At 67.8% G+C, this 18518-nt stretch carries 15 protein-coding genes; 11 read left to right on the forward strand and 4 right to left on the reverse strand.

Annotated elements, in window-relative coordinates:
* Positions 1-21: 21 nt before the first annotated feature.
* The 5 genes from AC5P5W_RS15240 to AC5P5W_RS15260 all read left to right on the forward strand — a co-directional run bounded on the left by AC5P5W_RS15240 (position 22) and on the right by AC5P5W_RS15260 (position 4658).
* Positions 22-1476 carry a surface lipoprotein assembly modifier gene (locus AC5P5W_RS15240; protein WP_197575177.1) on the forward strand — a complete coding sequence of 485 codons (1455 nt, stop codon included), beginning with the start codon at positions 22-24 and terminating at the stop codon, positions 1474-1476.
* A gap of 136 nt (positions 1477-1612) precedes the next feature.
* On the forward strand, positions 1613-2017 hold the full coding sequence (locus AC5P5W_RS15245) for a response regulator (RefSeq protein WP_014647345.1): 405 nt from the start codon (positions 1613-1615) through the stop codon (positions 2015-2017).
* Positions 2018-2026: 9 nt separating this feature from the next.
* Positions 2027-3613, forward strand: coding sequence for a PAS domain-containing protein (locus AC5P5W_RS15250; protein ID WP_164077810.1), 1587 nt, complete (start codon positions 2027-2029; stop codon positions 3611-3613).
* Positions 3614-3683: 70 nt separating this feature from the next.
* The gene (locus AC5P5W_RS15255; RefSeq protein WP_014647343.1) at positions 3684-4025 is read left to right on the forward strand and encodes a type II toxin-antitoxin system prevent-host-death family antitoxin; all 342 of its coding nucleotides are present in this window, start codon (positions 3684-3686) and stop codon (positions 4023-4025) included.
* 3 nt (positions 4026-4028) lie between these two features.
* Positions 4029-4658 carry an ATPase gene (locus AC5P5W_RS15260; RefSeq protein WP_014647342.1) on the forward strand — a complete coding sequence of 210 codons (630 nt, stop codon included), beginning with the start codon at positions 4029-4031 and terminating at the stop codon, positions 4656-4658.
* A 72-nt stretch (positions 4659-4730) separates the two neighbouring features.
* Here the strand turns inward: AC5P5W_RS15260 and proP are convergent, their stop codons facing one another.
* A complete protein-coding gene (gene proP, locus AC5P5W_RS15265; protein WP_046430926.1) occupies positions 4731-6221 on the reverse strand; it encodes a glycine betaine/L-proline transporter ProP in 1491 nt (496 codons plus the stop codon).
* A gap of 569 nt (positions 6222-6790) precedes the next feature.
* Between proP and AC5P5W_RS15270 the strand changes: the two genes are divergently transcribed.
* Together AC5P5W_RS15270 and AC5P5W_RS15275 are read left to right on the forward strand one after the other, a co-directional pair.
* Entirely contained in the window at positions 6791-7207 is a 417-nt protein-coding gene (locus tag AC5P5W_RS15270) for a host attachment family protein (protein ID WP_014647339.1), read from the forward strand.
* Between the two features lie 5 nt (positions 7208-7212).
* Entirely contained in the window at positions 7213-7536 is a 324-nt protein-coding gene (locus tag AC5P5W_RS15275) for a thioredoxin family protein (protein WP_053495407.1), read from the forward strand.
* 59 nt (positions 7537-7595) lie between these two features.
* On the opposite strand, the gene AC5P5W_RS15280 is transcribed toward AC5P5W_RS15275, so the two are convergent.
* Positions 7596-7841: a hypothetical protein gene (locus tag AC5P5W_RS15280; RefSeq protein WP_197575179.1), complete on the reverse strand. Its 246-nt coding sequence runs from the start codon at positions 7839-7841 to the stop codon at positions 7596-7598.
* 459 nt (positions 7842-8300) lie between these two features.
* Between AC5P5W_RS15280 and AC5P5W_RS15285 the strand changes: the two genes are divergently transcribed.
* Positions 8301-10649, forward strand: a complete 2349-nt coding sequence (locus AC5P5W_RS15285; protein WP_197575180.1) for a GH92 family glycosyl hydrolase — start codon at positions 8301-8303, stop codon at positions 10647-10649.
* Between the two features lie 143 nt (positions 10650-10792).
* Here AC5P5W_RS15285 and AC5P5W_RS15290 read toward each other — a convergent pair whose 3' ends face one another.
* Together AC5P5W_RS15290 and AC5P5W_RS15295 are read right to left on the reverse strand one after the other, a co-directional pair.
* Positions 10793-12166 carry a sensor histidine kinase N-terminal domain-containing protein gene (locus AC5P5W_RS15290; protein ID WP_197575332.1) on the reverse strand — a complete coding sequence of 458 codons (1374 nt, stop codon included), beginning with the start codon at positions 12164-12166 and terminating at the stop codon, positions 10793-10795.
* Positions 12159-12833 (reverse strand): response regulator, encoded by a 675-nt coding sequence (locus AC5P5W_RS15295; RefSeq protein ID WP_032962610.1) that lies wholly within the window; start codon positions 12831-12833, stop codon positions 12159-12161. The genes AC5P5W_RS15290 and AC5P5W_RS15295 overlap by 8 nt, the downstream gene beginning before the upstream one ends.
* Before the next feature lie 62 nt (positions 12834-12895).
* Between AC5P5W_RS15295 and AC5P5W_RS15300 the strand changes: the two genes are divergently transcribed.
* The 3 genes from AC5P5W_RS15300 to AC5P5W_RS15310 are packed head-to-tail and all read left to right on the forward strand — an operon-like array spanning position 12896 to position 18386.
* A complete protein-coding gene (locus tag AC5P5W_RS15300; RefSeq protein ID WP_197575334.1) occupies positions 12896-14143 on the forward strand; it encodes a TolC family protein in 1248 nt (415 codons plus the stop codon).
* Positions 14140-15312 carry an efflux RND transporter periplasmic adaptor subunit gene (locus tag AC5P5W_RS15305; protein WP_197575336.1) on the forward strand — a complete coding sequence of 391 codons (1173 nt, stop codon included), beginning with the start codon at positions 14140-14142 and terminating at the stop codon, positions 15310-15312. The genes AC5P5W_RS15300 and AC5P5W_RS15305 overlap by 4 nt, the downstream gene beginning before the upstream one ends.
* Positions 15309-18386, forward strand: a complete 3078-nt coding sequence (locus AC5P5W_RS15310) for a CusA/CzcA family heavy metal efflux RND transporter (RefSeq protein ID WP_197575338.1) — start codon at positions 15309-15311, stop codon at positions 18384-18386. Before AC5P5W_RS15305 ends, AC5P5W_RS15310 begins: the two co-directional genes overlap by 4 nt.
* Positions 18387-18518 lie beyond the last annotated feature (132 nt).

Consider the following 18518-nt stretch of genomic DNA (forward strand, 5'->3'; position numbering starts at 1 on the left):
ATGCACCACCACGGATCGACCATGCGCCATTCCACCTTCCTTGTCGTACTGCTGTTGGCTGCCGCTGATGTGCGCGCCCAGCAGGACGATCTGCGCCGCGTGCTTGAACAGGGCAGCGAACTGCGCCACCAGCAGCAGGACCGGCAGCGCCTGCAACAGGTCGAGTCGGAGCGGCCGACCATCACCATCGACGGCAGGACGCTGCGCGTGGAGCGCAGCGTCGACGATCTCGGCCAGGCCCTCTACCTGTCACTGCAGCATCAGCAATGGCGGGCCGCCGCGGCGTTCCTCGAGGAGTACATCGAACTGCCGGGGCATGACCCGCTGCTGCGCCATTACGCGCAGGGGGCGTTGGCCCGCGTGGCCGGCGACCATCGTCGCGCGGCGAAGGAGTACGAAGCGCTGCTGGCGGCGCAGCCGGAGTTCCTGCCGGCCCGACTCGAGCTGGCACGTGTCTATGCGGAAGACCAGCGTGATCGCGATGCGGTCGCGCTGTTCACGGCCATCGCTGCAGGCATCAATGCTGATGATCCGGCCACGGCCGGCGTCCGCGCGCGCGTGGACGGTTACCTGGGTGCCCTGCAGGCGCGCCAGCGCTGGAAAGGCGCGCTGTCCGCCGGCCCCGCATGGAGTGACAACATCAACCGCAGCTCGGCCAGCCGCACCTGCCTGTTCGGCGTAGGCGACGCCTGCCTCATCGAACGGAAACTGCCCGACGCCCAGCACGCAGGGGGCCTCGACTACGACGCCAGCCTGGAACGGCGCTGGGTCCTCGACGGGCATCATGGGCTGTACGTGCGCGGTCTCGCCTTCGGTCAGGCATGGCGCGGGCACCGTGCCTACAACGAGCTCAATGCCAATGTGCAGGCAGGTTACAGCTGGCGCAGTGCGCGGCAGACCGTGCTGCTTGCCCCCAGCTATGACGTCCAGGGCCTGGGCAACCATGCGCTGCAGGGCGGCAGTGGCGTGCACGGCGAATGGCAGTACGCCCCGGATGCACGCAGCCTGCTCAAGCTGGAGGCCGACTGGAAGCGCCAGCGGTATCGCCAACAGGGCCTGGCCAGCAACTATGACGGCGAGCTGGCATCGGTGTATGCCACCTGGTTCCGTGCGCTCAATCCGCGCTGGACGGTCTTCGCCGGGCTGGATGTCACCGGCAGCAGCGCTGCCGACCCGGCCAACGGCTACCGCCAGCGCGGCTTGCGGCTGGGCGCGGCGCGGCAGTGGAGCGGCACCACGGCCACGGTGTTCGTGTCGCTGCGCCGCCGCGACTACGACGCCTGGAGTCCATTGCTGGAGGCGCGCAGGCAGGACGACGAACAGAACCTGATCGCCATCGTGCGCAGCGAGCGGCTGGCGGTGGCCGGGCTGGTGCCCAGCCTGGGCCTGCGCTACGCCCGCATCGACAGCAACGTCGGCTGGCTGTACAGCCACGACCGCAGCCTGCTCAGCCTGAAATGGGAGCGTGCGTTCTGAACGCGCCGCTGCAATGCCTGGGTGAACGGGCCGTGGCGGCGATCTTCATCGATCATCACGCGCCCTTGTAGCCCGTTTCGCGCATCCTGCAGGCGTTGCGGCAGAGGTGCGCCGCGTGTATCGAGGAGCGCGGGTCGTGCTGGAAGCGGGCAACAAGCCAGAGGGCCTGAAAGGGCTGCGGGTGCTGGTGGCGGAAGATGAATTCGCCATCGCGATGTTCCTGGTGGACTATCTGGAACTGAAGGGCGCGCAGGTGGTGGGACCGGCCGGTGACCTGCAGGCGCTGGGGCGTCTGGTCGATGAGAACCCCATCGATGTCGCCCTGCTGGACATCAACCTGGGGGGTGAACTGGTCTACCCCTTGGCCGACCGCTTGGCGGACGCCGGCACGCCGTTCATGTTGACCTCCGGCTACGATGACAATCTGCCCAGCCGCTTCGCTGGCGCGCCCCGCTGTACCAAGCCCTATCACATCGAGGCACTGGTGCAGCAGCTGGCACGGCTGGTGGCAGGCCCGCAGGCTGCTGCGGGCATCGCCTGATTGCGCGGCATGTCACGCCGCATCGAGGGTCTCCCGGCCATTGAGCGCCCGGCGGGCATGCCGCCGCCGCTGCAGGCGCATGCGCGCCATGACGGCATGGCCGCCCGTATTGCCCGCCACGACTGGTCAGGCACGCCACTGGGTGCGATCGAGCGATGGCCGCCGCACCTGCGCGCCACTGTCGACCTGATGCTGGCCCACGGCTTCCCGATGATCGTGCTGTGGGGCGAGCAGCTGGTGCAGCTCTACAACGATGGCTATGCCGAGATCCTCGCCGACAAGCATCCGGGCGGGCTTGGCCAGCCCACCCGCGAGTGCTGGCCTGAGGTCTGGCACATCAACGGCCCGATCTACCAGCGGGTGTGGCAGGGCGAGACCATCACCTACGAGGACAAGCTCTATCCGCTGGCGCGGCGGGGGCGGCTGGAGGATGTCTGGTTCACCATCACCTACAGCCCCATCCGCGGTGAGGAAGGGCGCATCAACGGTGTGCTTGTCACCATGTTCGAAACGACCGCCGCGCATGTCGCGCAGGCGGCCCGCGAGCGCGAGGAACAGAAGCGCCGTGAGAGCGACCGGCGCCTGGCGCTGGCATTCAAGGTGCTGCCGGTGGGCGTCTGCATTGTCGATGCCGAAGGCCGACTGCAACTGTCCAACGACCGGATGCGGACCTATCTGCCCACCGGCAAGGTGCCGTCCACTGATCGTCCCAACCACTACCGCTGGCAGGGATGGCACCCCGACGGCTCGCGCATCGAGCCCCATGATTTCGCCATCGCCCGCGCCCTGCGGGGGGAGACGGTGGTCCCTGGCCTGGAGTTCCAGTTCATCCATGACGACGGGCGCGCCCGCTGGACACGCGTCGCCGCTGCGCCGCTGCGCGATGCAGACGGCGAGGTGACCGGGGTGTTCGCCATTGCGGTGGATATCGACGACCTCAAGCGCGCCACCGAGCGCCAGGCGGTGCTGCTGGCCGAACTGCAGCACCGGGTCCGCAACATCATGTCCACCATCCATGCCCTTGCCTGGCGGACGCGCAGTACCGTGGCCAGCGTGGACGAGTACGCCGAGCGGCTGTGCGGGCGGTTGATGTCGCTGGCGCGCACGCAGAGCCTGCTGACCCGCGGCGGCAATGCCGGGGTCTGCCTGCGCGGGATGATCGAAGAGGAAGTGTCGGCGCAGATGCCGGGCACGGGCCTGTGCGAGCTGCACGGTGAGGACGTGCTGCTGCCACCGAAAGCGGCCGAGGTGCTGTCGTTGGCCATCCATGAGCTGGCGAGCAACGCGCTGCGCTACGGCGCGGCCGCGCGCGAGGCGGGGCGGATCGAGGTGTCCTGGCATCTGCAGGTGCAGGACGCCGAACCGTGGCTGGGCCTGCACTGGTGTGAGCGCCATGCCGACGTGGAGGGCTGGGAAATGCCACGCCAGCGCGGCCTGGGCCGGGCGCTGATCGAGCAGCGCGTGCCCTACGAGCTGGCTGGCAGCGGCGAGCTGCACTTTGGCCCACAGGGGCTGGATGCGTGGATCCGCTTCCCGCTGCGCGAACGCGACAGCCTGCTGCAGACCGACGCTCCGGACACCGCGCCCCTGCGGTAAAAGGGGATTTATCCCCAATTTGGCCAAATTGGGTATAGTGTCGCTCATCCACCCCGCCTGGAGCCGTGCCATGACCCTGCCGCTGGATCTGCCTGGCCTCGAGAAGGCCCCGGCCTCGTCGGTGAAGACCCGGGGCTGGCCGAGCCTGATGCGCACCGTGCGCGAAAAGCAGGCGCTGGTCATCACCAACCACAACCACCCGGAAGCGGTGATCGTGGACATCCGCACCTACCAGGAACTGCTGGCCAAGGCCGCCGGCGGTGATGCCGGTGAGCGCAGCGAGGAGCTGCAGCGCCTGCGCAGCGAGTTCGACCAGACCCTGGCCGGGCTGCAGCGCGGGGAAGGGCTGGGCAAGGTGCTGGGCCAGCCGATCCGGCGCGGCCGCAAGGTCACCCTTGGCCGTCCGCTCTGATCGATGGGACGCATCCTGGCGTTGGCCGGTGTCAATGGCGCCGGCAAGAGTTCGCTGCTGGGCACCTGGCTGGACGCCGAAGGGCTGAGCTGGTTCAACCCGGACTCGTTCACCCGCCGCCTGGTCGACGCCGGCTGGCCGCTGCCGGACGCCAATGCCGAGGCCTGGCAGGAAGGCACCCGCCGCCTGCGCCAGGCCATGGCCGATGGCACCGACTTCGCCTTCGAGACCACGCTCGGTGGCAACACCATTCCGCGTCTGCTGCGTGAGGCCTGCGAGCGGCACCAGGTGGCGATCTGGTTCTGTGGGCTGGCCGATGTCGGGCTGCACGTCGCCCGTGTGGCCGCGCGGGTGGCCGCCGGTGGCCACGATATTCCGGTGGAGAAGATCCACGCGCGTTTCGATTCGGCGCGCGCGAACCTGCTGGAGCTGCTGCCGCACCTGGCCGAGCTGCATGTCTACGACAACAGCGCGCCGGCCGATGCCGACGGCTGCGTGGTGCCGCTGCCGGTATTGGCCATGGCTGCAGGCCAGCTGCATTACCCGGTCGCAGTGGCCGACCTGTTGCACACGCCGGGCTGGGCCAAGCCCATCGTGATGCGCGCGATGGAATTGGACACCCCGGGTGATTGATGCCGCACGGGGTGCGGAGTCGAACCCATGCTCGGCTGATCCCCTGGAAGTCAGCCGAGCACGGGCTCGGGTCTACAACGCCGGCTTCGCCTGCTCGGGCTCGGCAACGTCCGGCAGCGGCGGCAAGGTCGGGTCCACCGTCACCGGCACATCGCTCTTCAACAGCGCGGCTGCTTCCTTGTCGCTGCCAACCGCTGGCGGTGAACCGCGCAGCGGCAGGCCGGCGGTTTCCTTCACGAACAGCATGGTTACCAGGCCGATCACCGCCGCGCCCATCAGGTAATAGGCCGGCACCAGCGGGTCGCCGGTACGCTCCACCAGCCACGCGGTCACCAGCGGCGTGGTGCCACCGAACAGCGACACCGAAACATTGAACGCGATCGACAGCGCGCTGTAGCGCACCGGGGTGTAGAACAACGCCGGCAGCGTGGACGGCATCGAGCTGGTGAAGCACACCAGCGCCAGCCCCAGCAGCATCAGGCCGAGGAAGATCAGCCCGTCGTTGCCGCTACCGACCAGCAGCAGGCACGGAATGGCCAGCACCAGCAGCGCGATGCACGCACCGATGATCATCGGGCGCCGGCCCAGCCTGTCACTGAACAACCCGCCGACGATGTTCAGCGGCATCATCACCAGCATCACGATGATGATCAGCAGCAGGCCCTTGCTCTCGGCATAGCCCATCGTGACGCTGAGGTAGCTGGGCATGTAGGTCAGCAGCATGTAATCGGTCACGTTGAACACCAGCACCAGGCCCATGCACACCAGCAGCTGGCGGCCATGCACCTGGAACAGCGCGCCCAGCCCCGGCCGCTCGTGCTCACGCTTCTCGGCTTCCTCGGCGAAGGCGCGGAACGCCGGGGTTTCCTCCAGCTTCATGCGCATGTACAGGCCGAGCAGGCCCAGCGGGCCGGCCACCAGGAACGGAATGCGCCAGCCCCAGTCCAGCATCTGCTCGCTGCTCAGCAGCATGTGCAGCGCGGTGACGGTGCCGGCGCCGGCGATGTAGCCGCCCAGCGTGCCGAACTCCAGCCAGCTGCCCATCAGGCCGCGGTTGCGGTCGGTGGAATACTCGGCGATGAAGGTGGCCGCGCCCCCGTATTCGCCGCCGGTGGAGAAGCCCTGCACCACGCGCGCCAGCAGCAACAGCACCGGTGCCCAGATGCCGATGCGCTCGTAGGCGGGAATCAGGCCGATGGCAAACGTGCCCAGCGCCATCAGGATCATGGTGAACGCCAGCACTTTCTGGCGGCCGTAGCGATCACCCAGGGGGCCGAATACCAGGCCGCCCAGTGGCCGCACCAGGAACGCCACGGTGAAGGTGGCGAACGCAGCGATCACCTGGGCGGTGGGGTTGCTGGAGGGGAAGAACACCTGGCCGATGGTGACGGCCAGATAGCCGTAGACACCGAAGTCGAACCACTCCATGGCATTGCCGAGTGCGGCCGCGCCGACGGCGCGCTTGAGCATGGGCTTGTCGACGACGGTGATCTCATCGACCTTCAGGTGGCGGCGGCGTTTGAACCAGCCGAAATGGGCGTGTGCATCGGGGGTGTCCTGCATGGGGGCTCCCTTGTAGGCAGAAGAGGGGAAATGAGCGGTGAGGTAGGTCCCGGAAATCGGAAACGGCGATGCAGGCGCAGGTGGCGCAGGGGCATCGGTGAGTGGCGTGGGGGCCGGGGAATGTGTGCAGGCACGGCGCCATGCGCACGGCAAAGCACCGCCGCAACGGCGGAAACGCAGCAACGGGATCACAGCGGTCGCGCAATCAGCGGCCGGCGGTCACAGCAGCGTGGGGAGTGCAGGCCGAGGGCCTGCGGGCGTCATCCGCCAGGATCCAGCGCGAGGCGGTGGAACGGCAGGGCGGGAGCCATCGTGGCAAGCGAAGCGCCGGTCGGCAGTGCTTCCCACGTAACAGGTGCGCCCGTCACGTAGTGGGTCGTGTCGATCATACGTTCATCATAGCGGCATCGGCGTGAGCATGCAGCGAAGCGGACTGATCTGCACGCTGTGTTCCATCGCGCCTGTTCATCCGCGTGGCATGCAATGACAAGTGTTGAACGAACTCTGGCCGCAGCCCTCACGCAGCGCTGTCTACGGTAGTGCCGAACGCAATCGAGAAGGAGCATCGCATGACCCGTCGCATTCCCGAAGGCACGCTGATCATCGTCGCCGACGGTGGTTCGGCTCGCGTGTTCACCAACGTCGGCAGCGAACATCAGCTGGCGTTGAAGCAGGAAGGCGAGCTGCGCCTGCAGGACATCAGCGAGCAGGGCGTCTCTGGTCAGGGCCCGGCCGGCGCGGTGCCGAAGGACATGTCCATTGCGCAGCTCAACGAGGCGACGTTCGCCAAGCAGGTGGCGGAGCAGTTGAACGAAGATGCGCTCAACAACCGCTATGCACACCTGGTGCTGGTGGCAGACCCGACCACGCTGGGCCGTATCCGCCCGCTGCTGCACAAGGAGGTCCAGGCGCGTCTGCTGGGCGATATCGCCAAGGACCTGACCAACGCCCCGCTGGCGGATATCCAGAAAGCGCTGGCGGCGTAACCGGCATGCCGTTCATGCGTGACTACCCGGCGGCGGAGCCAGCAGGCGCGGACGTGGAAGCTCAGGCGGGCTGGCAGCTGCTGGAGTTCGGTGCACCCTGGTGTGGCCATTGCCAGGCCGCGCAGCCCGCGCTCCAGGCGTTTGTGGACGCCCACGATCTTGTGCATTGGAAGATCGAGGATGGCAAGGGAAAGCCACTGGGGCGTGCGTTCAAGGTAAAGCTGTGGCCCACCGCGGTGTTGCTGCATGACGGCCAGGAAGTGGCGCGCGTGGTGAGGCCGGTCGACAGCGCCGACCTCGCCACCTTGCAGGACGCATTGCCAGATTGAGGGCAGCAATCGCTGCGTGCGGTGCGCACGGCGCCGAGCAGGCTCGGCTGCAGGGCGACCTAGTGATAGGTCACCTTTTCCGCTTCCGCACGCAGCTTCTGCAACAGGCACCGCCCATGCTGGCTCAGCATGACCATCGCGTTGGCGATCTCTCTGGCGTTGTAGCCCATTGGCGCGGGAGGTTTCGGCTCGGGGCCGTACTGTTCACCGATGAGGATGGCCATGCCTTCTGCACTGTTGAGGGCGTGTTCGATGCGCTGGAAGAGCGACTCCATGGCCGGGCTGAGCGGACGCGTGTGTTTCATGCGGGAACTCCTTGGGTGCGAGGGCCACCGCAAGGGTGGCGGGCGATGCGTGCTTGGAACCCGGAGAGACTGAAGAAGAACTCCGATGGCCAGATGGCCACACGCAGCGCCCGCCATAGTCATGACAGGCAGATCTTCAGTTTCATTCGGGGGTTCCAATCCCGGCAGCGGGATGTCCGCTGCGGCGCAATCCTGGGCAGATCGAGGCGCTGCGCACCAATTGATGGTTTGTCTCGCTTTGTCCCGTTCGGAAGGCGCGGTCTTTCAGAAGTGCATGTCTGGACATCCATTGCCGTATCGGCACCGATCGGGAAGCGGGAGACCGGAAGGCTATGAGGTGATTCGTCGCGCGGCCATGCAATTACGTGCAAAGCATCGTGCCGGTTCCGGCGGCCGCACTGCAGCATGCGACAGGGCAGGGCCGGTGCTAGGATCCGACTACCACCTGAATCGATCCAAATGCCGATGCCCACGCTGGACCGTCGTCTCCTGATCGCTTTCGTCGCGACCGCCATGCTTGCCTCCGGGGCGGTGCTGGCGGCTCCGTCGAAATCCGCCGAACGCGCCTATGGCTCGGTCGACCCGTTCATCGGTACCGGCGGGGAAGGCCATACCTACCCGGGGGCGACGGTGCCGTTCGGCATGGTCCAGCTCAGCCCGGACACGCGCATCCAGCCGCGCGAAAAGGCCTATGGCTGGGCAGCGGGCTACCGTTACGACGACAGCAGCATCGTCGGTTTCTCGCACACGCATTTTTCCGGCACCGGGCATTCGGACCTGGGCGACATCCTGCTGATGCCGTTCACCGGCAACCCCGGGCTGGAGCGCGGCGATCCGGAGAAGCCGCGCAGCGGTTACGCCTCACGGTTCCGCCACGCTGACGAGAAGGCCGAGCCGGGCTACTACGCGGTCACCCTGGACGACTACAAGGTGCGTGCCGAGCTGACCACCAGTGCGCGCGTGGGCGTGCATCGCTACGCCTTCCCCAGAGGCACCGACGCCAAGGTGCTGCTGGACATGCGTACCAGCATGTACGACTACCCTGGCAAGGTGCTGTGGTCGCGGGTGCGGGTGCGCGCCGATGGCACGGTGACCGGCTTCCGCGAGACGCGCGGCTGGGCGCCGGGTCGCCAGCTGTATTTCGCGATGCGCTTTTCGCGCCCGCTGGCTGGCCATGAACTGCATAACACCGAGCAGGACATCGTCTACAAGGGCTTCCCGCCGCCGGGCGAGAAGGACCCGGCGCAGCGCGCACAGATCGAGGGTCGCCAGCTGGTCGGCACGTTCGCATTCGGTAAGCTCGACGCACCGCTGGTGGTGAAGGTGGCCATTTCGCCGGTCAGTGAAGCCGGCGCGATCGCCAACCTCGACGCGGAAGTGGCTGACTTCGATTTCGACCGCGTGCGTGCACAGGCGAAGCAGGACTGGACGCAGGCACTGTCCGTGCTCGATATCGATGCCCCCGAGCATGCGCGGCGCAGTGCCTATACCGCGCTGTACCACACGATGCTGGGGCCGACGCTGTTCATGGACGCCGATGGCCAGTACCGCGGTTCGGACAACGCGGTGCACAAGGCCGACGGCTTCACGCACTATTCGACGTTCTCGCTGTGGGACACCTACCGCGCGCTGCACCCGTTGCTGACGCTGGTGCAGCCGGAGAAGCGCAACAGCGACTTCGTCAATTCGATGCTGGCCCACCATGAGCACAGTCCGTACGGCATGCTGCCGGTGTGGTCGTTCCATGGCCTGGAAGACTGGTGCATGATCGGCTACCACGCCGTGCCGGTGATCGCCGATGCCTACGTGAAGGGCATTCGTGGCTTCGACGCCGACAAGGCATTGAAGGCGATGGTCGAGACCGCCAACTACGGCCCGTATGACGGTATCGCGCAGTACCGTGAGCTGGGCTATGTGCCGATCGACGAGGAAGGCGAAGCGGCCAGCAAGACGCTGGAGTACGCCTTTGATGACTGGACCATCGCACGCATGGCGCAGGCGATGGGCAAGGCCGATATCGCGGCCACCTTCGACAAACGCGCGGGTAACTGGCGCAACGCGTTCGACAAGGACACCGGCTTCATGCGCGCGCGCAAGCGCGATGGCAGCTTCCGTACGCCGTTCGACCCCAGCGCCAGCGGCTACGGCACCGACTACACCGAGGGCAACGCCTGGCAGTACTCGTGGTACGTGCCGCAGGACGTTGCCGGCCTGGCGGCAGCCCACGGTGGCAGCGACAAGCTGCTCGCGCGCCTGGACGAGGTGTTCAACGCCAAGGTGGATCCATCGATCTTCGAGCACATGGAAGACATCACCGGCCTGATCGGCTGGTATGCGCACGGCAACGAGCCCAGCCACCACGTGGCCTACCTCTATTCGTACGCGGGCCAGCCATGGCGCACCCAGGCGCGGTTGAAGCAGATCATGGACACCCAGTATGCCGACCGCCCTGATGGCCTGGCCGGCAATGATGACGTTGGCCAGATGTCGGCCTGGTATGTGTTCACCGCGCTGGGCTTCTACCCCGTGGCGCCGGGTTCGGGCGAGTACATCCTGGGCCGTCCGTTCCTGCCCAGGACCGCGATGCGTCTGCCGAACGGCAAGACGTTCACCATCGTGGCCGAGGGCCTGGATGACAAGCACACCTATGTGGGCCGCGTGAGCCTCAACGGCAAGCCGCTGCAGCGCACCTTCCTGCGCCATGACGAGATCCTGGCTGGCGGCGAACTGCGCTTCAGCATGCAGGCCGAGCCGAACAAGGACTGGCCGGGGCAGGACGCGCAGGCGCCGTATTCGATGAGCCGGTGATGCGCACGTGGTAGGTGCCGACCTTGGCCGGCACGCTTCACGGGTGACCTGGAACCTGTAGAGCCGAGCCCATGCTCGGCTGCTTTTGGCACGGTGCCTGAGCCGAGCATGGGCTCGGCTCTACAAGGGCAATTCGACAAAGGTCAACGGAACCGCAACCCCACGCGCGCGCCACCGAGTGGCGCCGTTTCGATCATCAATATCGCGCCATGCCGCTGCGCGATCTCGGCCACGATCGCCAGCCCCAGCCCGCAGCCATCTCCCTCGCTGCTGGCCCGGTAGAACCGTTCCGTGACGCGCGCGCGCTCGGCTTCGGCGATACCTGTACCGTCATCGTCCACCCACACCTGCACGCCCTCGGCATCCCGCTGTAGTCCCAGGGTGATCACACCGGGCACGGCGCCGTAGCGCAGCGCGTTGTCCAGCAGGTTGCCCAGCGCCTCGCGCAGCAACTGCGGATCACCCTGTACCTTCACGCCGTCGTCGGGTCCGTCGTAACCCAGGTCCACGCCCGCCACCAACGCACGGTCGGCGTAGCGCTCGACCACGCCCCGTGCCAACGCGGCCAGATCCAGCGGCTGCAGCGGCAGTGCGCTGCCCTGTGGATCTTCCGAGCGGCTGAGCATCAGCAGCTGGTTGACCAGGTGCTGCAGCCGTGCCAGCCCGGCCAGCGTGCCGGACAGCGCCAGCTGCTGGGCCTGCGGATCCTGTTGGCAGAGTGAGCTCTCCAGCTCCACCTGCATTGCCGCCAGCGGCGTGCGCAGCTGGTGCGCCGCATTGCTGACGAAGCGCCGTTGCGCGGCCTGCATCGCGTCCAGCCGTTGCAGCAGTGCGTTGTAGGCTTCGACCGCCGGCCACAGTTCGCGTGGGGCTTCCTGCGCGGGCTCCAGTGGCGCCAGCGGGTCCGGACGCGGGCTGGCCAGCCGCCGCGCCACCTGGTTGGCATGGCGTGCAGCCGCGCCGGTACCGGACCAGGCCAGCCACGCGGCCAGCGCCAGGATCGCGGCCTGGAACGGGATGCTGGCCAGCAGCAGCTTGCGCTCCAGCCGGTGCCGCTTGCGCAGCGTCTCGGCCACGCGCAGGCGGATATCGTGGCCCGGCCCAGCGCTGACCACGACCTCGACCATGCGCACCGGCTGCCCACGCAGGCGCGCGTCGTAGTAGACGGCATCGTCGCTGCCGGCAGCGATCGCGGGGCGGGGCAGCGCTTCGGGCAGGTCCCCATACAGGCGCCCGCCCGCAGCGTCGACCACTTCGCCATGCACTTCGTCAGCGGTATCCCAGGTGAACATGCGCGACACCGCGGGCGTGATCTCGATCGAGGCACGCCCGTCCTGCACCTTCACCAGCTCGGACAACGACATCGCCGAGTCCAGCAACCAGCGGTCATAGACCTGGCCGGCATAGAAGCGGGCCAACGCGAATGAACCGATCGCGCTGCACAGCAGCAGCACCAGCAGGGGCAGCCACAGGCGGCGCAGCAGCAGGCCACGCAGGCTGTGCACACGCTCAGTCACCACCGGCTTCCAGCCGATAGCCCAGGCCACGCAGCATGCGGATGCCGACGCCGGCGCGCGCCTGTTCCAGCTTGCGGCGCAGGCGGCTGACATGCACTTCGATCACTGACAGGTTGGCCTCGTGATCCCAGCTGTACAGCGCGTCGAACAGGCGCTGCTTGGTGACGGTGCGGCCAGGATGCTGCATCAGTGCCTCGACCAGCGACAGCTCGCGCGCGGTCAGTTCGATGCGCTGGCCTTCCACCTGCACTTCATTGCGGATGCTGTCGAAGCACAACCGGCCCAACCGCTTCTGCGCCGGTGCGTCGCTGCGGCGACGCGACAGCGCACGCAGGCGGGCTTCCAGCTCACCGAGTGCAAACGGCTTGGCGAGATAGTCGTCGCCACCGCGGTCAAGGCCGAGGATGCGGTCCTCCACGCCATCGCGCGCCGTGAGGATCAGCACCGGCAGTGTGACGCCGTCGTTGCGCAGGCGCGAGAGCAGGTCGAGGCCATCGACGTCGGGCAATGAAAGATCGAGCACCATCACGTCATACGGCGCGCTGGCCAGTGCAGCCGGCGCGTGCAGCCCGCGCGAAAGGTGGTCGCACAGATGGCCGGCGCCCTGCAGGGCGCGGATCAGTCCATCGGCCAGGGCGGCGTCGTCTTCGATCAGCAGGATTCGCATTGCAAGCTTCGTGCAAGGTTGGGGCAAGTTTGGCGCAAGTGCGTCACCTTACCGTGACGTGCATGAATTTCTCCCGTCGTCTTGCGGCCCTGCTGGCCGCCCTTTCGTGCGCGCCTGCGACTTCGGCGCTGTCCTTGCAGGATGCACAGCGTGCAATGGAAGCGCACAACCCGGACCTGCGCGCGGCGGCATTGGAACTGCGTGGGGTGCAGGGCGATGCGCTGACCGCTGCGTTGCGGCCAGCGGCCGAGCTGTCGATCGGCAGCAGCAAGATCAGCCCGAAGCACGGCATCGGCCCGGGGCGCTGGCAGGACAAGCGGGTGGACAGCACGCTGGGCCTGGGCTGGACCTGGGAGCGCGGCGGCAAGCGCGCATTGCGCATCCGCCAGGCGGACGCGCTGCTGGAAGTGGCCGGGCTGGACATGCTCGATACCCGGCGCCGGCAGCAGGTGGCACTGCATGAAGCCTATTTCGGCCTGAAGGGCGCGCAGGAGCGGGCGCAGATTGCCGAGGCCAACCGCCAGAGTTCGGCCGAACAGATGGCGGCGGCCGACAAGCAGGTGGCCACCGGGGCGATGGCGCCGGTGGATCGCGCGCGGATGGCGGTGGACCATCTGGCGGTGGCCGATGCGGCGCGCGAGGCGGCCCTGGATCTGCGTGACGCGCGGCATGCGCTGGGCCTGCTGCTCGGCAGCGATGACAGCCGCGACCTCAGTGCCGATGACCCCTGGCCGGATGCCAGCAGCGTGGCCAGGGTGCGCGCGTTCGATCCGCAGCAGCGTGCCGATCTGCGCGCGGCACGCTCGCGCCTGGCCGCCGCCGACGCTGGCGTGGCCCTGGCACGTAGCGAGCGCCACCGCGACATCCAGCTGGGTGTGGAGGCCGAGCGCGAGCCCACCGATATCAGCGGTGTCACCTGGGGCGTGTCGTTGACCATTCCGCTGGGCGGCCCGTCGCGCGCACGCGGCGCGATCCAGCGTGCCGAGGCCGACCGGGACAGCGCCGCGCTGGAACTGCAGCTGCTGCAGCGCGAAGCACACGCTGAACTGGACCAGCTGCAGGCCAGCGTGCAGTCCGCCGCGCAGCGCCGCAGCGATTACGAGGGGCTGCAGTCCGACGCTGCGCGCAAGGCGGTGGAGGGCATCGAACTGGCCTATCGCCGTGGCGCCGCCAGCCTGACCGATCTGCTCGACGCGCGCCGCAGCTGGCGCGAGTTCGAGGCCGCGCTGATTGATGCGCGTGCCGACCATGCCATTGCCTTGGCGCGCTGGGAAGCGGCCACATCCGTTGCTGAAGGAGAGTCCCGATGAAGTCCACCGTCGCCCATCGCCCGCGGGCGCGACATGCCATGCTGCCGGCCCTGCTGGCGCTGGCCCTGCTGGGCGGCTGCGGTCGCGAACCGGCGTCGTATACCGAGGATGCGCCGCAGGTCAGTGCCGGCCAGATCCTGTTTCCGGCCGGCAGCCGCCAGCTGGATGTGCTGCGCAGCGAGCTGGTGACCGCCGGTGCCAGCGCCAGCCTGCAGCTGCCGGGCCGGGTGGTCTGGGACGAGACCCGCTCCAGCGCGCTGCGCACCCCGCTGGCGGGGCAGGTGGCGCGCATCGAGGCACAACCGGGGCAGAAGGTGAAGGCCGGCCAGGTGATCGCCTGGATCACCTCGCCCGAGTTCGGCCAGGCGCAGGCGGAGGGCGTGCGTGGCCGTGCCGAGCTGCAGCTGGCACGCCGGGAACTGGACCGCACCCGCGAACTGCACGCGGCAGGGGTGGCGTCGGGCCGTGAACTGGACGAGGCCGAGGCCAGCTTCGCCGGCAGCCAGGCCGATCACGCGCGCGCGACCGCCTTCGCCAGGGCGTATGGCAACGGCCAGCACGTCGACCAACGGCTGCCGCTGCGCGCACCCATTGATGGCGTGCTGGTGGAGCGGCGGATGAGCCCGGGCATGGCAGTCAGCCCCGACAGCGAACAGCCGCTGGCGGTGATTGGCGATCCTGACCGCCTATGGTTGCTGCTGGATGTACCGGAGAGCCTGGCCGGACGCCTGAAGGCGGGCATGCAGGTGAGCGTGCCCGGCGCCGATGGGCAGCCGCAGCAGGCGACCCTGCAGCACGTGGATGACTTCGTCGACAGCGAACGCCGCGTGGTGCAGGCGCGCGCCGAACTGGACAACCGTGCGCGCGGTTTCAAGGCGGGCCAGTACGTGCGTGCGCAGGTGGCAGTGCCGGCCGGGGGCGGTGTCTCGCTGCCCGATGCTGCGGTACTGCTCATCGACGGCAAGCAGGTGGTGTTCGTGGAGGAGGCCAAGGGCCGCTTCGCGCGCCGCGCCGTGCGTGCCGAGGAACTGGGCGATGGCCGCCTGTGGGTGCGCGAGGGCCTGGCCCAGGGCGCCAGGGTGGTGGTCGAAGGGGGCCTGTTGCTGCAGCAGCTGGTCGACAGTGCGCCCGCAGCCGCCAGCACCGGGACGGGGCATGCCGCGCCATGATCGATCGCCTGATTGCCTATTGCCTGCGCCAGCCGCTGATGGTGATGCTGGCGCTGCTGCTGTTCATCGGCGCTGGCATTGCCGCGTTCCGCGTGCTGCCGGTGGAAGCCTTTCCGGATGTGTCCGACACCCAGGTGACGGTGGTATCGCTGCACCCGGGCCGGGCCGCGGAGGAGGTGGAGCGCGAGGTGACGATGCCGCTGGAAGTGGCACTGTCCGGCATCCCGCATTCGGTGCGGGTGTTCTCGCATACGCAATTCGGCCTGTCGATGATCATCCTGACCTTCGACGACAAGGCCGACGATTACTTCGCGCGCCAGCAGGTGCTGGAACGCCTGCAGGGCGTGGAGCTGCCCGAAGGGGTGACGCCGGAGCTGGAGGCGATGAGCTCGGCGGTGGGCGAGATCTACCGGTACGTGCTGAAAGGCCCGCACCTGACACCGACCCAGCTGCGCACCGTGCAGGAATGGACGATGGAGCGCAGCCTGCGCACCGTGCCGGGCGTAGCCGATGTGATCAGTTTCGGCGGCTTCGCGCGTACGTTCCAGGTCAAGCCGGACCTGGACAAGCTGCGTGACCGCGGCATCAGCCTGGCTGAGTTCGCCGAGGCGCTGGAGAAGGGCAGCTCGAACGCAGGCGGCGGCTACGTGGAACGTGGCCAGCAGCAGTTCCTGATCCGCGGCGTCGGACTGATGCGTTCGCCGGCCGACATCGGCAACGTGGTGGTCGCGCAGCGCAGTGGCACGCCGATCCTGGTGCGCGACCTGGCTGGCATCGCCGATACCGGCCTGCCCCGGCAGGGCCTGGTCGGCCAGGATGACAACGACGATGCGGTGTTCGGCATGGTGCTGATGCGCAAGGGCGAGAACCCGTCCGACGTGCTCGACGCCCTGCATGCGCGCATCGCCGAGATCGAAGCGAACCAGCTGCCGGCCGGGGTCAGCATCGAGCCGTTCTACGACCGCTCGTGGCTGGTCTCGACCACGCTGAAAACTGTCTTCAGCAACCTGCTGGAAGGCGCGGTGCTGGTGTTCCTGGTGCTGTGGCTGTTCCTGTACAACGCCCGTGCCGCGCTGATCGTGGCGGCGATGATGCCGCTTGCGCTGCTGTCGACCTTCCTTGGCCTGCATCTGTGGGGCGTGCCGGCCAACCTGCTGTCGTTGGGTGCGATGGACTTCGGCATCATCATCGATGGCGCGGTGATCGTGACCGAGCACATCGTCTCGCGATTGTCGAAGCTGCCACCTGCGGCCGATCGTAAGACACGGTTCTCGACCATTCTTTCGGCAGCGTCGGAAGTGGGCCGGCCGACGTTCTTCTCGATGCTGATCATCATCGCCGCGCACATCCCGATCTTCACCCTGCAGCGCCAGGAAGGCCGCATGTTCGCGCCGATGGCGTACTCGGTGACCTCGGCATTGATCGGCGCGCTGATCCTGGCGCTGACCGTGGTGCCGTTGTTCTGCTACTGGTGGCTGCGGCGCGACCGCATGCGCGACGGCAATCCGCTGATGGACCGCCTGACCGGCTGGTACCGGCCGGTCCTGGAGCGCGCACTGGCCCGCCCGCGTGCGGTAGTGCTGACAGCGGTTGCGCTGCTGGTCGGCACGCTGGCATTGGGCACGCGGCTGGGTTCGGAGTTCCTGCCCGAGCTGGACGAAGGATCGATCTGGCTGACGGCCACGCTCGACCCGAGCACCAGCCTGGGCGAAGCGCAGCAGCAGTCGCGGCGCATCCGTGAGCTGGTCGGCACGTTCCCGCAGGTATCGACGGTGGTGGCCAAGCTGGGACGCCCGGAAGACGGCTCCGATGCCAAGGGCGCCAACCAGATCGAGGCGCTGGTGGCGTTGAAGCCGGAGAAGGAATGGCCGAAAGGCGTGGACAAGCGACAGCTGGTGAGCGATCTGCAGCGCACGCTGGAGCAGCGCATTCCGGGCCCCGAGTTCTCGATTTCGCAGCCGGTGCGCGACAACATCCTGGAGAGCATCTCGCAGATCAAGGGCCAGGTGGTGATCAAGGTCAGCGGCTCGGATCTGGACGTGTTGAACCAGCAGGCGCAGGCGATCCTCGGCCAGGTACGCGGCGTGGAGGGCGTGGAGAGCGCCTTCATCGACCGCGACGGGTCATTGCCGCAGCTGCAGATCGAGATCGACCGCGACCGCGCCGCGCGCTATGGCCTGAACGTACGCGACGTCGACGAAGTGATCGAGACCGCACTGGGCGGGCGCCAGGTCGGCGAGCTGTGGGAGGGTGACCGCAGATTCCCCATCACCCTGCGCCTGGACGATGCCGATCGTGACCTGCAGCGGCTGCGTACGGTGCCGGTTGGCATCGGCGATGGCCACACGGTGACGCTGTCCGACGTGGCCGACTTCCGCATGGCCAGCGGCGCGATCAACATCTCGCGCGAGAACGCACAGCGGGTGAAGGCGGTGAGCATCTTCATCGCCGGCCGCGACATGGGCAGCGTGGTGGCTGACATGCGCAAGCGCGTGGATGCCAGCGTACAGCTGCCGGAAGGCTATCGGCTGGAGTGGTCCGGCGAGTTCGAGAACCAGCAGCGTGCGATGAAGCGGCTGGGCTGGGTGATTCCGCTGTCGGTGCTGATCATCCTCGTGCTGCTGTTCGATGCCTTCAAGGACATCAGCAGCGCCGCGCTGATCCTGGCCAACGTGCCACTGGCGATGATCGGCGGCATCCTGGCCCTGTGGCTGACCGGCATTCCGCTGTCGGTGTCGGCGGCAATCGGCTTCATTGCATTGTTCGGGCAAGCGGTGCTGAACGGCGTGGTGATGCTCAGCCGCTTCGCCCAGTTGCGCGAGCAGGGCATGGACCTGCTGCAGTCGGTGGTGCAGGGTTCGCTGCAGCGCCTGCGCACGGTGCTGATGACCGCACTACTGGCGATGTTCGGCCTGCTGCCGATGGCCACCTCGCACGCGATCGGTGCCGAGACCCAGAAGCCGCTGGCGGTGGTGGTGATCGGTGGCCTGCTGTCGGCGATGCTGCTGACCCTGCTGGTGTTGCCGACGCTGTACTACTGGGTGCATCGCCGCCGCGAGGCGCGCATCGCCTGACCTACCTGTAGAGCCGAGCCCACGCTCGGCTGCTTCTGGCCTTTGCGCGAAGAGCAGCCGAGCATGGGCTCGGCTCTACAAGGGCGTCGCGCCATGCGTGGATGCCACCTGTGCGATCTACACCATTCCGCC

The sequence above is a fragment of the Stenotrophomonas sp. YJH_SMC_123 genome, assembly GCF_059368215.1.